13 protein-coding genes are annotated in these 15,321 nt (G+C 63.0%); 5 read left to right on the forward strand and 8 right to left on the reverse strand.

Features of this window, described 5'->3' with window-relative positions; translation table 11 throughout:
* Positions 1-49 precede the first annotated feature (49 nt).
* Positions 50-1,222, reverse strand: coding sequence for a tubulin/FtsZ family protein (locus NGM15_RS06460; RefSeq protein ID WP_253436797.1), 1,173 nt, complete (start codon positions 1,220-1,222; stop codon positions 50-52).
* Positions 1,223-1,706: 484 nt separating this feature from the next.
* Here NGM15_RS06460 and NGM15_RS06465 point away from each other — a divergent pair, with 484 nt between their 5' ends.
* A complete protein-coding gene (locus NGM15_RS06465) occupies positions 1,707-3,614 on the forward strand; it encodes an ABC transporter substrate-binding protein (protein ID WP_253436800.1) in 1,908 nt (635 codons plus the stop codon).
* A gap of 177 nt (positions 3,615-3,791) precedes the next feature.
* Entirely contained in the window at positions 3,792-4,685 is an 894-nt protein-coding gene (locus tag NGM15_RS06470) for a phosphatase PAP2 family protein (RefSeq protein ID WP_253436803.1), read from the forward strand.
* Positions 4,686-4,733: 48 nt separating this feature from the next.
* Here the strand turns inward: NGM15_RS06470 and NGM15_RS06475 are convergent, their stop codons facing one another.
* From NGM15_RS06475 to NGM15_RS06505, 7 genes are all read right to left on the reverse strand, one after another.
* Positions 4,734-5,702, reverse strand: coding sequence for a sugar phosphate isomerase/epimerase family protein (locus NGM15_RS06475; protein ID WP_253436805.1), 969 nt, complete (start codon positions 5,700-5,702; stop codon positions 4,734-4,736).
* Positions 5,703-5,803: 101 nt separating this feature from the next.
* A complete protein-coding gene (locus tag NGM15_RS06480; RefSeq protein ID WP_253436808.1) occupies positions 5,804-6,883 on the reverse strand; it encodes a Gfo/Idh/MocA family protein in 1,080 nt (359 codons plus the stop codon).
* Positions 6,884-6,922: 39 nt separating this feature from the next.
* Positions 6,923-7,126 (reverse strand): DUF8005 family protein, encoded by a 204-nt coding sequence (locus tag NGM15_RS06485; protein WP_253436811.1) that lies wholly within the window; start codon positions 7,124-7,126, stop codon positions 6,923-6,925.
* Positions 7,123-8,331 (reverse strand): ABC transporter ATP-binding protein, encoded by a 1,209-nt coding sequence (locus NGM15_RS06490; protein ID WP_253436813.1) that lies wholly within the window; start codon positions 8,329-8,331, stop codon positions 7,123-7,125. The genes NGM15_RS06485 and NGM15_RS06490 overlap by 4 nt, the downstream gene beginning before the upstream one ends.
* Before the next feature lie 3 nt (positions 8,332-8,334).
* Positions 8,335-9,387: a carbohydrate ABC transporter permease gene (locus tag NGM15_RS06495; RefSeq protein WP_253436816.1), complete on the reverse strand. Its 1,053-nt coding sequence runs from the start codon at positions 9,385-9,387 to the stop codon at positions 8,335-8,337.
* Positions 9,388-10,377: a carbohydrate ABC transporter permease gene (locus NGM15_RS06500; RefSeq protein ID WP_253436819.1), complete on the reverse strand. Its 990-nt coding sequence runs from the start codon at positions 10,375-10,377 to the stop codon at positions 9,388-9,390.
* A gap of 8 nt (positions 10,378-10,385) precedes the next feature.
* On the reverse strand, positions 10,386-11,834 hold the full coding sequence (locus NGM15_RS06505; RefSeq protein WP_253436822.1) for an extracellular solute-binding protein: 1,449 nt from the start codon (positions 11,832-11,834) through the stop codon (positions 10,386-10,388).
* Positions 11,835-12,345: 511 nt separating this feature from the next.
* Between NGM15_RS06505 and NGM15_RS06510 the strand changes: the two genes are divergently transcribed.
* The 3 genes from NGM15_RS06510 to NGM15_RS06520 all read left to right on the forward strand — a co-directional run bounded on the left by NGM15_RS06510 (position 12,346) and on the right by NGM15_RS06520 (position 15,139).
* Entirely contained in the window at positions 12,346-12,768 is a 423-nt protein-coding gene (locus tag NGM15_RS06510; RefSeq protein WP_253436824.1) for a CopG family ribbon-helix-helix protein, read from the forward strand.
* 263 nt (positions 12,769-13,031) lie between these two features.
* Positions 13,032-13,820 (forward strand): hypothetical protein, encoded by a 789-nt coding sequence (locus NGM15_RS06515; protein ID WP_253436827.1) that lies wholly within the window; start codon positions 13,032-13,034, stop codon positions 13,818-13,820.
* Between the two features lie 320 nt (positions 13,821-14,140).
* Positions 14,141-15,139 (forward strand): AIR synthase family protein, encoded by a 999-nt coding sequence (locus NGM15_RS06520; protein ID WP_253436829.1) that lies wholly within the window; start codon positions 14,141-14,143, stop codon positions 15,137-15,139.
* Positions 15,140-15,321: the final 182 nt, after the last annotated feature.

Below are 15,321 nucleotides of genomic sequence, written 5' to 3' on the forward strand. Positions count from 1 at the left end.
GCGACCTGCCGGCGGGTTTCGTTTTCGGTATCGAATCTGACGAGTGCCCCTAGAACAGCGCGTCGAGTTCACCGCCGGTGTCGAGCAGCGACTCCAGGCCGCCGGTCTGCTCGGCTCGAATAGCCGAGGTCGTCTCCTTGGTCTCGACGGCGACCGACTGGAGTTGCTCGATGCGTGGCACGTCCGTGACTCCGGAGAGGAGCACGATGGCCCCCACCTCGTCGGCACCCGGTCGCGGGTAATCGCCGCCGCGGATCTCCATGCTCCCGGTCTCCTCCTCGAGCCAGGTACGTCCACGCTCGATTCCCTTCCGGCTCAGTTCGTCCGGCGGGCCCGTCGCCACGACGAGTCCCTTGTCTGCGCTCGCGACCGAACAGGGGAGCGTCAGTCGGCCCAGCGTCGCCTTTCGGACGAGGCTCGTGATTCGGTTCGTCGCCCCGTGTTCGGTGCCGAAGTTGGTGCTCGAGGAGGCTCCGGAGACGCGGTCGAGGATTCCGGACGTGTTCGAGTCGACGGGCTGGGTCGCGTAGCCGATCGTGGCGACGCCGTTTTCGAGCGTGTTGATGATCTCGGAGGCGTCGACGACGCTCTCGGCGACGTGGTCGCCCGACGAGACTTCGCCCGCCGCGAAGAGTCGACCGACTCGCTCGACGAGTTCCTGGTTGCTCCGTTCGAACCCACTCCCGACCGACTCGCCGGTCTGGCGCCAGGCGTCGTTGTCGAAGACGAGCAGCGAATCGACCTCGCGCGTGAAGGTCCGAAACGACCGAGCGGCGTTGAGCGTGTAGATGCCGCCCTCGTCCGTCGCGGGGAGGATGCCGAGGCCGTACACCGGCTCGTTGTAGATCCGTTTGAGGTGCGTCGCGAGCACGGGGGCACCGCCCGATCCCGTCCCGCCGCCCAGCCCGGCCACGATCAGGAAGGCGTCCAGGTCGTGGACGGGCACGCGATCGATTGCCGTCTGTATCTCGTCGACGTCGGCCGCGGCGACCTCGGCGCCCAGTTCGTTATCGGCGCCCACACCGTGGCCCTTCACGCGAGACTGCCCGATCAGGACGCGATTTTCGGGAGTTACGTGCTCGAGTCCGCGCAGGTCGGCCGTCGCGGTGTTGACGGTGATCGCCGCCTCGACGACGTGGCCGCCGATCGTTTCGTCGAACGCGCAGAAGGCGTCGACGACCTTTCCGCCTGCCTGACCGAAACCGATGAGTGCGAGTTTCATGGCTCTGTTTCCGCCGGCTACCGCCTGGTATCCCCATCTTACAGCGCTCGCCCCGATTCCTGCGGGCGATCGTCGCGGGAAACCTGTCTGGAAGCCGTATAGTCAGGGCTCCGTATGCATCCATTGTTATGCCGACCGTACTGCGAGCGCCGAGATTCGAGCGAGCGGGTAATCGGTCGCTACGTCACGTTTGGGAGCGATTACTCGAGGCTTCACTCGAATCAGAACTCGAGTCTCGACGCTCGAATCATCACTCTGGCCTTACACTCAATGCTCGAACCATCACTCTGGCCCTACACTCAATTTCCGTCTCTCGCATATCGCGCGACCGCAGGGTGCCCACTGGTGGTCGTCGTGTTCGGTGTATCATCTCCGACGTGACCGAAGAGATGCCACCCCCGTTCGAGGACGGCAAACTGCCAAAGACACGCAATGTCGATTGAGTAGAAAGTCATATACTGCGCCGTAAGTAACCAGTGAGGTGATGGATAATCGGGTACGCCGGCGAGACGTCCTGGCCACGCTCGGGGCCGCTGCCAGCGCGTCCCTCGCCGGCTGTTCGGAGTATATCTGGTCGGGAACCAATGGCACCTCGCCCGACCCAATCTCACTCGAAATCAAGACCGTTCCGACCGACGACGACGTCATCGCTCCGAAAATCGCGAACCAGTTGACCGACAACCTCCGCACAGTCGGAATCGACACCGATCACGTCCCGCTCGAGGAAGCCGAACTCTACCGCGAGGTGCTAATCGAGCGAAACTACGACATCTTCATCGTCCGCCACCCCGGCATCGACGAAGTCGACTCGCTCCGGTCGCTCCTCCACTCGGATTTCGTCGGCGAGCAAGGTTGGCAGAACCCGTTTCGCTTCTCCGATCCCACGGCAGACAATCACCTCGATTCACAGCGCGAGGCGGATGGAGACGAACGACGCGAGATCTTCGACTCCCTGTTTACCTACCTCACCCAGGACGATACGGCTCCGTACACTGTCGTCGCCCACCACGACCACCTCGGCGCCGTCGACGCCGACCTCTCACTGTCCCGGATCCCGTTTACCCCGCGGGAGTATCTCGAGGCCGTCACGAATCCACCCGACGACGAGATCGACCGACCACTTCGTGCCGGACTGTTCGGCTATCAGCGCACGTCACGCCTGAACCCGCTCGTTGTCGACCTGACCGACGTCCAGACGATTCTGGACCTGGTGTACGATCCGCTCGTTCGGAAGTTCGAAGAGGAGTACGTCCACTGGCTCGCCAACGGCATCGAGTGGGAGGAATCCAGTGGCGCCCTCGAGGCGACGGTGACACTCCACGACGGCCTCCACTGGCACGACAGCGAACCAATCGACGCCGAGGACGTCCGGTTCACGGTCGATTTTCTCTCCGACACCTCGCTCGGAGAGGCCGAAAGCCCCGTCACGGCACCACAATTACGGGGTCGTCAGTCGCTGATCGACGAGGTCACCGTCGTCGGCGAGCGAACCGCCCGCATTCGCTTCGACGACGTCTCTCGGGAAGTGGCCCGATGGGCGCTCACGCTCCCCCTGCTGCCAGAACACGTCTGGTACGAGCGTTCGGAACTCGTCGGCGATCACCAGACCGCCGCCCTCAACTGGGATAACTCCGAACCCATCGGCTCCGGCCTGTTCGCGTTCGTCGAGTCCGAAGACGGGGAGTCAGTCACCCTCGAGTTGTTCGAGGACCACGTGCTGTACGAGCCCGAATCCGAATCTGAGTCCGAAGACGAAGACGAAGACGAAGACGAACCGGCGACGGACGACCCCGAGACGGAGCCTGAGTCAGACGGCGGAACCACCAATGGGACGGACGACGAACTCGAAGACGAGATGGACGACGAACTCGAAGATGGGGACGAGGACGATCAGTTCGACGACGAAGACGCGTCCACGGAGGCTGACGCCAAATTCGACGGCCTCGAGTTTCGCGTCCTGCCGAACGCCGGAGCCGCTCTCGACGCGCTGATCGACGGCGACCTCGACTTCATCGCCAATCAGATCCCGGCGACTCGACTCGACGAGGTCCAGGACGAAGAATCCATTCGGACGACGACCCAGGACACCGGGGCGTTCTACATGATCGGGTACAATCTGACCCACTCCTCGCTCGGCAATCCTCGGTTCAGGGGCGTGATATCGCAGTTGATCGACCGAGAAAATGCGGTCGAGGCGATTTTTCACGGGTATGCGAGGGCGCCAGAGGCCCAGAGTGCCTTCGTCGGCATCCCTGCCGACCAGTGGGACACCGACCGCTACGCTTCGGGGTACGCGTTCCCGGGCCAGGACGGTGAACTCGACGAGGAACAGGCACGCGCGCTGTTCGAGGAGGCTGGATACAATTACGTCAACGGCGAACTCGTCGAGTGATCGGCCGCGTCAGCTTTGCATAGCAGGGCTTCCGGTCACAGTCACACTGGGCCTTCGGCCATATTGCTCACCCAGGCCTTCGGTCACAGTGCTCACCCAGGCCTTCGGTCGATCACCGTGAACTGATTCGACCGCGAGCAGATTGTTTTAACCCCGTCGAGAACGTACCAGGAGCGTATGGCACTCGAAGGAGTCGTGCTGGACCTCGCGCTCGGCGTCGGCGTGATGCTCTGCTCCGCGACCCTGGTCCTGATCGGGCCGGCACGATTCACCCGCGCACTCCGGGATGCTGGCTCGCGGTTTCGAAACGCATCCCTCTCCCTCGGCGCCCTCCTCGGCGTGTTGGTCCTCAGATGGGGGGCCTCCCAGAGCGTCCCGTGGGCCTCCCAGGACATCATGTCGTGGTTACAGTTTCGCGTCGTCGGCCGAAACATCACGCCGCTGATCGACCGGTTCGAGCGGGAACTGTTCGCCGAGAACCCCGTCATCGTGCTCCAGTCGCTCGAGAGCGACCTCCTGACGTCGTTTTTCGTCTTCAGTTACCTCTATGGCTACGCCTTCTTGCTCCTGTTCCCATTCGTCGCGTACTTCTCGCTACAGCGAATGGACCGGTTCAATTCGCTGGTGCTCGCGTTTACGGCGAACTACGCCATCGGCCTGCTCTGTTACGTGTTGTTCATCGCCTACGGGCCGCGAAACCTGCTCGCCCTCGATGTCGTCCCGCTCCTTTACGAGTCCTATCCACAGGCCCGGTTCCTGACCAACGAGATCAACCAGAACACGAACGTCTTCCCCTCGCTTCACACGTCGCTGTCGGTGAGCGTCTTCTTCCTCGCACTGGCAACCCGCGACGAGTATCCGCTCTGGGTTCCCATCTCGGGCGTCCTGGCGCTGAGCGTCGTCGTCTCGACGATGTACCTCGGCATCCACTGGTTTTCGGACGTCGCGGCCGGGATCGCGCTCGCGGCCGTGAGCGTCTACATCGGGCTCAACTTCGACCTCGAGAAGTACCGAGGGCCGCTCCTAGAAGCCGCGTCGCGGCGGACCTGGCGGCGAGTGGGCGGGAGTTAGGGAGTCAGAAATCACACGGAATAGAATTCATCGACACCGGCGAGTCCCTCACTCGGCCCAGTAGGCTTCGCCCGGCTGGTCCGTGAAGACCGCCCGTTCGAGCAGTTCGATGGCCTTCTCGAGGCCCTCCGTCGAACTCGTGAGCGAGTCCTCGTGCTCGATGCTCAGCACGTCGTCGTAACCGACCATGCGTAGCGTCGAGACGATGTCCTTCCAGTGACCCTCGCCGTGTCCGTAGCCCACCGAGCGGAACAGCCACGACCGGTTGGCCTCGTCGTCGTAGGCCGTCGTGTCCAGGACGCCTTTCACGCGCGACTCCTCCTCGTAGATGCGGGTGTCCTTGGCGTGGACGTGGTGGATCGCGTCGCGCTTCCCGAGATGGCGAATCGCGTCCGTGATCGAAATCCCCTGCCAGTAGAGGTGCGAGGGGTCGAAGTTCGCCCCGACGCGCTCGTTGGTCGCCTCGCGCAACTCGAACAGGCCGCTGGGTTCGTAGATCAGCATGTTCGGGTGCATCTCGATCGCCAGATCGACGCCGTGATCGTCCGCGTACGCGGCCAGGTCGCCCCAGTACTCGCGGGCGACCTCCCACTGGTACTCGTGGGCGTCGGCGTGTTCGCTCGGCCACGGCGCCGTGATCCAGTTGGGGACCTCGTCGTTCGGTCCACCCGCGGGGAGACCCGAGAAACAGGTGACGGTGCCGACATCGAGCTGGTCGGCCAACTCGATCGCCTCTCGGAGTTCCGTATCCGCCTCACTGGCCCGTTCCTCGTCCGGGTGGAGCGGATTGTTGTGGGTCGCGAGCGCACTGATTCGCATCTCGTGATCCTCGAGCAGCGCGTGGAGGTCCGCTTGCGCGTCCTCGTCGTCGAGGTACTCGTCTCGAGGCAGGTGGGTGTCGCCCGGGTAGCCGCCGACGCCGGGTTCGATCGCGCCGACGCCCCGCTCGGCGAGGTAGGCGACGGCGTCCTCGAGCGATTCACCGTACAGCGGTGGGGTGTGTACGCCGATGTCCATACGTCTCGACCGACGACTGCTGGCGAAATAAAAGGGCGGGTACGCGCAGTCGTCCAGTTCTCGACGTCTCGCCGTCTCGACGGCAGGACGGCCAGAGGCGATCAAGGAGACTCGAAATCCATCACACACTTGCCCAGGTCGCTCGAGCGATAGATCCCGTCGATCACCTGCTGCACCGCGAACGCCTGGTCGACGCTGTCCTCGAGCGACCGGCCGCTGACGATGGCGTCGAAAAACGCGCGCTGTTCGTCGGCGTGGGTGTCGTTGTGAGCCGTCTCCACGGACGTATCCTCGAGGTGGTGTGGACCGGCCGCACTCGCGGAATAAAACGAGAGATCCCCCTCGAGGAAGTCGAACCGTGCGGCCGCCTCGGTGCCGCGGACGAAGAACTCGTGGGTCGGCGGGCGGTTCGTCGCCCAGGCGACCTCGAGCGAGATCGTCCGGTTGTCCGCACAGCGAATAAAGGCGCTGGCGGAGTCGTCCACGTCGAACTCGTCCGGCCCGGCGTCGTCGCCCCACATGTCGAGGTAGGCGTACTCCTCCTGGATGCCGAACTCGGTTCGCGTCACGCCGTTGACCTCGACGACGTCGGGGTACTCGTGGAGGTAGAGTGCGAGGTCGATGGCGTGGACGCCGAGGTCGATCAACGCACCGCCGCCCGCGACCGCCCGGCGGGTGAACCAGGAGCCGCGGCCGGGAACGCCTCGCCGACGGACGTAGTTCGCCTCGATGTGGTTCACCCGCCCGAGGTCGCCGCGTTCGATCCGATCGCGGACGATTCGAACGGTGTTCAGGAAGCGGTTGTTGAACCCGACCATGCAGACGGCGTCGCTCGCCTTCGCGGCGTCGACGATTCGTCTGGCGCTCTCGAGGGAGTGCGCGAGCGGTTTCTCGACCAGAACGTGCACGTCTCGCTCGAGCGCGGCGACGGTGTACTCCTCGTGGAACTTGTTCGGCGTGGTGACGATTACGGCGTCGACCTCGTCGTAGAGGTCGGTGTGGTCGTCGTACGCGTCGACGTCGTAGCGACGCGCGAAGCTCTCCCGAGCCTCCGCGGAGATGTCCATGCCGCCGACGAGGGGGACGCCGAGGTCGAGCAGCCGCTCCGTGTGGTACTGCCCGATGTTTCCGAGGCCGACGAGGCCGGTCCGAAGCGTCGTTCGGTCGTGTTGTGGCGTCATGTGCGGTGAGTGCGTCTCCCGGTCGAGTCAGAACTCGACTCAGTACAGCTGTCGCTCCCGTTCGTCCCGCTCGTCTCGTTCTGTCGCATCGTCCTCGAGACGTCGTCGCCCCCGGCGGTACCGACGGATTCCAGGGACGATCTTGTATCGCACGTCGAGGACGAACGAGACGATGCCGTAGATCCAGAAGAAAAACAGGACGAGCAGACCGCCGTAGTAGATCGCGATGACGAGGTTGCTCATGAGTAGCTGTCGGACCCCGCTTCGGTCGGCGTCGTGTCGTCGCCCGGGGACTGTTCGGCGAGCGTCTCGATGCCGTGAACCAGCGCTTCGCCCGACCTGGTGTCGAAGAGGTGGATGCTCGAGCGATCCAGGACGACGCTGGTCTCCTGGTCTTCCTCGATCGGCGTGTCGGGATCGAGGCTCATGAGCAACTCGCCCGTCGAAGCGCCGGCGACGTCCTCGTCCATCGTTCGACTCGGGCCGTCCGCGAGGCGCAGGTAGACGAACACCTCGTTGCCCATCGGCTCCAGGACGTCCGTGGTGACGGGGATCTCCCGCGTGGCGGTCGAGAGCGACTCGGTTCGGTCGGCCAGGTGGACGTCCTCCGGCCTGACGCCGAGTGTCACGTGGTCGCCGACCGTGACGCCCTCGATCGTGGACGGGTCGAACGCGACGTCGAACCACTCGCTTCGGAGGCCGTCCTCGGCGAGTTCGCCCTCGACGAAGTTCATCGACGGCGAGCCGATGAACCCGGCGACGAACAGATTGGCGGGCTCGTTGTAACAGACCAGCGGCGGGTCGATCTGCTGGAGTTCGCCCGCATTGATGACGGCGATGCGATCGGACATCGTCATCGCCTCGGCCTGGTCGTGAGTGACGTAGATGATCGTCGTATCGAGTTCCTTGTGCAGACGCTGGAGTTCGGTCCGCATGTGGACTCTGAGCTTTGCGTCGAGGTTCGCCAGCGGTTCGTCCATCAGGAAGACGTCCGGCTCGCGGACGATCGCCCGCGCGATTGCCACGCGCTGGCGCTGTCCCCCGGACATCTCGTCGGGCATTCGGTCGAGCATGCCCTCGAGTTGAACGATGTCGGCGGCCTGGTCGACCCGGCGGTCAATCTCGTCCTTGTCGTATTTCCGGAGTCGGAGACCGAACGAGATGTTCTCGTAGACGTCCATGTGTGGGAACAGCGCGATGTTCTGGAAGACCATCGACACCCCACGATCCTTCGGCGGCAAGTTCGTGACGTCGACGTCGCCGATGTAGACCTCACCCTCCGTGGGCTTCGTGAGGCCGGCGATGGTCTCCATCGTCGTCGACTTTCCACACCCCGAGGGGCCGACGAGGCAGACGAACTCCCCGTCTTCGATCTCGAGGTTCATGTCGTCGACCGCGGTGACGTCTTCGTAGCGTTTCGTGACGTGTTCGAGTGTTACGCGTGCCATGATTTACTCCTTGAGTGCGCCGGCGGTCAGTCCGCTGACGATGCGTTCCTGGGCGACGACGACGAGGATCACGACGGGCAGGACCCCGATGATGCTCGCGGCCGCCATCAGGTTGAACTCCGTCGAGTACTGGGTCTGGTAGCTCAGGATCCCGCCGACCAGCGGCGACCAGTTCTGGGGCTGGTTCCCGATGGCCATGATCGAACTGAAGAAGTACTCGTTGTAGACGGCGATAAAGGTGAGCACAGCCGCCGTCGCCACGCCGGGCGCCGACAGCGGCATGATGACCCGGAACAGCGCTCCCAGCCGGGTCGTCCCCTCGACGCGCGCCGCGTCCTCGAGGCCGTCGGGAATCTGGGCGTAGAACGTCGTCAGGATGAAAATCGCCAGCGGCAAGAACAGCGCGCTGAACGGCAGGACCATCGACGGCGGGCTGTTGACCAGCCGCGGCGACTGGAACAGTTCGACACCCAGGAACGGGATCACGACGGCGTTGCCGGTGAACGCCTCGAACAGCGGCACCAGGAACGCCGCCGGCGGGAAGTACGAAATCGCCAGGATCCCGAGCATGAGCGCCCCGCGGCCGGGGAACTCGAGGCGCCCGAAGACGTAACCGGCGAGGCTCGCGATCATGATGACGATGATGGTCGTGATCGTCGCCAGCACGAAGCTGTTGAAGACGTAGAGGTGGAACGGGATCACCTCGAAGACCTCAACGAACGACTCCACCCGGAACGCCTGCGGCGTCGGGAACGGGATCTCGAGGCCCAGGAACGAGAGCGTCCAGTCGCCCGCGATGATGTCCGTGTTTGGCGTCAGCGCGAGCACGAGCAGCCAGTAGAAGGGGAACAACGTCGTCGCCAGGAAGAAGATCGCGACGACGTAAAACAGCGCCCGGTAGAGGCGGTCCCGACTCCCCGAGTCGGTGAGCACCGATCGCGTCCAGCGCTCGAGCGGGCCGCCGTCCTCGGCCTCTCCGCGGCGAGTTTCCGACGCGGCGTCGGGCGTTCCGGACTCGGCTCGAGGCGGCGTTCCGGTTCCCGATTCGACCCCCATCTACAACCCCTCCTTGTACTGCTGGTAGACGACGATCAACACGACCGCACCGATGATGCCTGCCGTGACGAACGCGATCGCCGAGGCGAGGCCGCGCTGGGTCGTGAACGTCGCGACGACCATGCACGTCAGCGATGGCACGGCAGTACAGCCGGCGGTCGAGTCGATCAGACCGTAAACGCGCATGGCGTCGATCGTCCGGAAGAGGATGGCGATGCCCAACGTCGGCACGATGAGCGGGAACGTGATGAGCTTGAACTGCTGCCAGCGCGTGGCGCCCGCCACCTTCGCGACGTCGTAGAGGCTCCGGTCGATGCTCTGGAGGCCCGCGAGGATGAGTAAGGCCATGAACGCCGACGTCTTCCAGATGTCCGCGACGGTGACGATGATCAACCCGCTCGAGGGATCGTTCAGCGTGTTCTCCTGGGCGACGATGCCAAGCCGGGCGATCAGGTCGGCGGCGAACCCGGTGCTCGGGTGGAACATCAGGTAGAAGATCATCCCCTGGATGACGATGGGGATCGCCCACGGGATGATGATGGCCACGCGAACCCAGCTCCGGCCCCGAAAGTCCTGATCCAGGACGAGCGCCTGACCGAATCCGATGATCGTCTCGAAAAAGACGCTCACGAACGTGAAGATGAGCGTCACCATCAGGGCGCTCCGGAACATCGCACTCCCGGTGAGATCGGTCGGAAGGAACGTCGACGACCCGGGGAGCCACCGGTCCGCGTCGCCGGTAAACAGACTCACGTAGTGATCGAGGCCGACGAACTCCCCAGATCCCGCGCCAATGAGGTCCGTGAACAGCGACATCTCGAGGGTTCGCAAGAGCGGGTACAGCGCGATGGCCCCGAGGAGGACGAAGACGGGCGTCAACAGGAGGTAGGCGAAGCCGGTTTCGCCGAGGTTCTCCATCCACCTGGTGATCGCGACGAGCGGTCCCGTCCGTCTCGATTCGCGTGTCGGGCCGCTCGATTCTGTACTCATGGGTCACGTCACCCCGATTCGATGTCCTCGAGAGCGGTCTGGAGGTCCGTGGCGGCGTCCTCGGGGTCCTTCGATCCCGAAACCGCGCTGTTGGCTTCCTCGGCGATCCGCGTCGACTCGGTACCCCAGACCTCCGTGACGGGTCGGGGCATCGTGTTCTCGCCGGCGAGGCGAAGCGTGTTCATGTACGCGCCCATCGGCTCGATGCTCTCGGCCTCCTCGGACTCGAAGAGTTCGGGCTTGGGCGGGAGCCAGCCCCAGATGTCGAGGATGCCCAGCAGCAAGTCGTCCTCCATCGACACCCGCAACACCTCGCGTGCCTGCTCGAGGTTGTTCGAGTTCGGGTTGAGCACGATGTGCCAACCCCCGAGGGCGGAAGTCGTCCCGCCGGTACCGGACTGGTTCGCCTCGTCCTCGGTGACGGCGTAGGGAATCGGCATCGTGCCGACGTTGTCGACGCCGTGTTCCTCGGCGCCGGCCCGGATCGCGTACGGCCAGTTGCGGTGAAACGCCGCGTTGCCGTTCTCGAACTCGGGCAACGACTCGTCCTCGGTCCAGGAGGTGATGTCGGAGGGGGCGACGCCGGACGCGTAGCCCTCGAGAGCGTCGTCGTACTCCTCGTCGACGAACGTTCGCATCATCCGGAGCGAGTCGACGAACTCAGGTTCGTCGACGGTGACGGGTCGCTCGCCGACCGGGCCAAACAGGTTGTCCCGCCCGCCGAAGTACGCACCGCCCCAGGAGCTCAACACTTCGTTGAACGTACAACAGGACGTCCCCTCGTAGACGTCCCACTGTGTCGAGAGGCCGAACTCGGCGTCAGAGGCGTCGACGACTTCTTCCGCGAGATTCGACCACTCCTCCCAGGTTATCGGTTCGGTGGCCCAGGTCTCGAAGTCGCCGTCCTCGTAACCGGCCTCGCGGGCGTAGTCCTTCCGGTAGATCATCACCGGGAAGTCCGGAAAGAGCGGTACGCCGTAGAGGTCCTCGGATTCGGGGTCTCGAGCCGTCGCGGTGAACCCCTCGAAGTACTCGTCGTTGACCCGCTGGACGTCCTCATCTTCGAGTTCCTCGTTCAGGTTCGCGATGAGCCCCTGCTGGATGAAGACGTTGACCCAGCCGTTGTCCATCAGCATCAGGTCGGGTTCGGCCTCGCCGGTGTCGAGGGCCGTCTGGTAGTTGTCCCGGCGTTCGTCGCTGTTGTCCGCCCCGGGGCGGAACTCGATCTCGATGTCCTCGCTCAGCCCGTTCTCGTGGTACAGGTCCTCGATGTCGTCGCCCACTTCGTTCGCGGCGCTCGGATCGAAGCCGAACGAGACCGATCCCTCGGAGTCCTCACCACCGCCGCCGTAGATGCATCCGGCGAGTCCCACCGCACCGGAGGCACCCGCTGCGGCGACGAACGTCCGACGGGAGACCCGCGAGCGTGGCGCGTTTCGGGGCCGATTTCCAGACATGACGTGCACTCGTGTGCGGGGACCGGCCATTGTAATAGAGAGAATACACGCCCCAGCCCCGACGCTTCCGGCGTGTAATCTCGAGTTACTCATCGAGAAAACCAGACGCCGACTTCAGGACGGGATCGAACGCATTCGACCCCGCGTTTCGCCACGAGTGTTCGTCTCACGCCGTTCGTCGACGCCCGTCACCGTCGCCGGGTTTTCGGGCAAGATACCGTTGGCCCGCGACGCGGAAGTGTAACGAGAGGTTCTCTCGGGTTCGCTGAGTCGTCAGTCGTCGATTGTCGATCATCGGTCGTCGGTCGTCGGTCGCCGGTCGTTTATCCTTGATCTGTAGACTCGAGCGGTAACGCCGACTACTGAATGTAAATCCGAATCCAAATCCGAATCTAAATCCGAATCCGAAACCATATCCAGATTTGCATTCGGATCCGCTCTACCTCTCGCTCTAAACCCGAATCGCACCGGAATAATAAGGCTTAACAATTTCATAGCGCCGAATTATTACATGGCCGTCGTTAGCGTCTCGATGCCGGATGCGTTGCTCGAGCGAATCGATCAGTTCGCCGACGATCACGGATACACGGGTCGGAGCGAAGTCGTCAGGGAAGCCTCCAGAAACCTCCTCGGCGAGTTCGAGGACACCCGACTCGAGGGTCGCGAACTCATGGGCATCGTCACCGTCATGTTCGACTACGAGACGACCAGCGTCGAGGAGCGAATGATGCGCCTCCGTCACGAACACGAGTCGCTCGTCGCCTCGAACTTTCACAGCCACGTCGGCGATCACTTCTGCATGGAACTGTTCGTCCTGGAGGGGTCGCTCGAGGACATCTCGACGTTCGTCGGCAAGATCCGGGCGACGAAGGACGTCCTCTCGGTCGATTACTCGGTCAATCCGGTCGACGGACTCGAGACGATTAGCGAGTGACTGGCTAGTCAAACGTACCGCGTAACGCTATAAATTTGGCTTTGTTGAAACCCTCAAACGGTGATAGGTTTCAACGACCGTGCTGAATACAAAGCGCGAATGTGGCACGAGATGAGAGACAATCTGCGAGAGTTGATAACCGTTCAGTACAGGCGGAGTACGCCCCGACCAGCCAAGACTAATACACCTCGTACAGTAGGACTACAACCCCTCTTTTAGTTACCCAAATAACTATTTTCGAGCGGGTCTCAATAACTCAACAAATGAAACGACGACGGTATCTACTTGGAGTAATCACGGTGCCAACTGCTGGTGTAGCGGGGTGTCTCTCACGTGGTTCAACACCGGATGATGGATCTGATTTGACCCCTGAGGATGACCGAGACGTCGAGACGGTTGCCACGGAGACGTTCGACACCGATTTCACCCCGATCTGTGCCGACGGTGAATCCCTCGAATCAGATGTCGAGGGATCGTACGCAGAGCTCGTTACCGACCACGAATTTTTCAGAGACGCCGAAAGCGGTCGATACGGTGTTCGGGGTCGAATTGGGCCGTGGGAAGGTGGGAATATTCCAGAGGTTCGAGCAGAATTTTCCGATGAATCGCATGCAAAAGATACGGGGTTCGGCGTTGCTGAGGACGAGACGTATTTGTTTACGGTGATGGCTTCTGAAGGCAATCCTGACGCGATAGAGGGGTATACGCTCTCTACTGACGGTGGTGGGGTCGAGGATATCGGGCCCGCCTCCGAGGAGTACGTGACTCTCGATGGAGACTGGGGCCAGATTGGAACGTACGATGACGCTCCAGTGTATGGATACGTTGGAAGAGTCGATAACAACCACACGAAGGACGTTACGCTGTATCCACACCTAAAAGCCTATCTCGACGAGACGACGGTGGCCTACGCTGGCCAAAGCACAGAGTTGGGGATCGATGTTGCTTCCGGAGACACTCAAACAGTCTACTTCCCCTATCCACGGTGCGATCCCGCGAAAATTGAATACGTTGAGGGATGGTTGGCATGGGCTACGATGGATAACCCGTAGCTCGTTACGCGGAAGAATCGAAGAATCCCTCTCGAAGGCCGTCAACTCCAATCAGTCTCTCGAAATGGTGTTGATCACTGATCATAACCTATAAGCCAAATCTAATTGGGTGACACAATCAGTAAGCACGTGTGTGATCGGATGATTCACCGGTGTCAATGCGAAATAACCGATGTTGTCGTGCTGCACTCATCCTCTATATTCAGCACCCGATCTCTATCAACAGTTGAGGGTTTCAACAGAACCATAAATTTTGAAGTAGTGATACCCAACTCGAGTCCTTCGACAGCTACAAGCCGTCCATCGCCCACGTTCGTCGTATGCCCGGCAAAGTCCACCCCGACGACCTCGTGGCGCACGTCTTCGGCCGGACCGGCGACGCCGACGACTCCGTCCTGCAGGGTCCGGCGACGGGCGAGGACGCCGCGGTCATCGACTGGCCCGGCGGTCACCTCGTCGTGAGTTCCGACCCCATCTCGCTCGCCGCCAGCGAAGTCGGCACCCTCGGCGTTCACATCGCCTGCAACGACGTCGCCGCTAGCGGGGCCGACCCTCGCTGGCTCACGACCGTCATCCTGCTCCCTTCGTCGGCGGCTGACGACGGAGACGACACCCTCGAGACCGTCACCCGCGACCTGGACGCCGCCGCTCGCTCGCTGGGGGCGACCATCGTCGGCGGCCACTCCGAGTACGTCGACGCCCTCGAGCGCCCGCTGGTCTCGCTGACCGCGATGGGCGCCGCCGAACGCGTCCTGGAGACCGGCGGCGCCAGACCGGGCGACCACGTGCTCCTGACGAAAGCCGCCGCCATCGAGGGGACGGCCATCCTGGCGGCGGATTTTGGCGAGCAACTCGGCGTCGACGAGGCGACGCGCTCGAGTGCCGAGACGTTCCTGGCGGAGGTCAGCGTCGTCCCCGACGCCCGAATCCTCCGGGAGTACGCGAATGCGATGCACGACCCGACTGAAGGCGGCGTGACGGCCGGCCTGCTCGAACTCGCCCAGGCCTCGGGGGTTCGACTCGAGGTAGACCGCGACGCGATTCCGGTTCGGTCGGAGACGGCGACTCTCTGTAGGGCTGCCGAAGTCGACCCGCTGCGGATATTCGGCTCCGGAGCCCTGCTCGCGACGATTCCCGACGACGACCTCGAGGCGTGTCTCGACTCGCTTTCGGCGGCCGACATCGAGGCGGCGGTCGTCGGTCGCGTCCAGGCGCTCGAAGGCGACGCCAAACGACCGTCGCTCGTCCTGGACGGCGAGACCATCACCGACCCGGTGATGGACGACCTCTATCCGCTCTGGGAGGGGAGCGACGTCTGAGGAGGCAGCGTCGAACTCGTACGCACGCACTTCTCTTATTACCGGCTTTCACGACTCTGTCCGCTCCCACGACTTTGCCCGCTCCCTCGACTCCCAAGGTTCCACGACTCCCAAGGTTCCACAGTTGCTCGCGCAATTTCAGTCACCCTCACACTTACACTCCTCACACCCGTCCCCCCTCG

The sequence above is a fragment of the Natronosalvus halobius genome (assembly GCF_024138145.1).
Lineage (GTDB): Archaea > Halobacteriota > Halobacteria > Halobacteriales > Natrialbaceae > Natronosalvus > Natronosalvus halobius.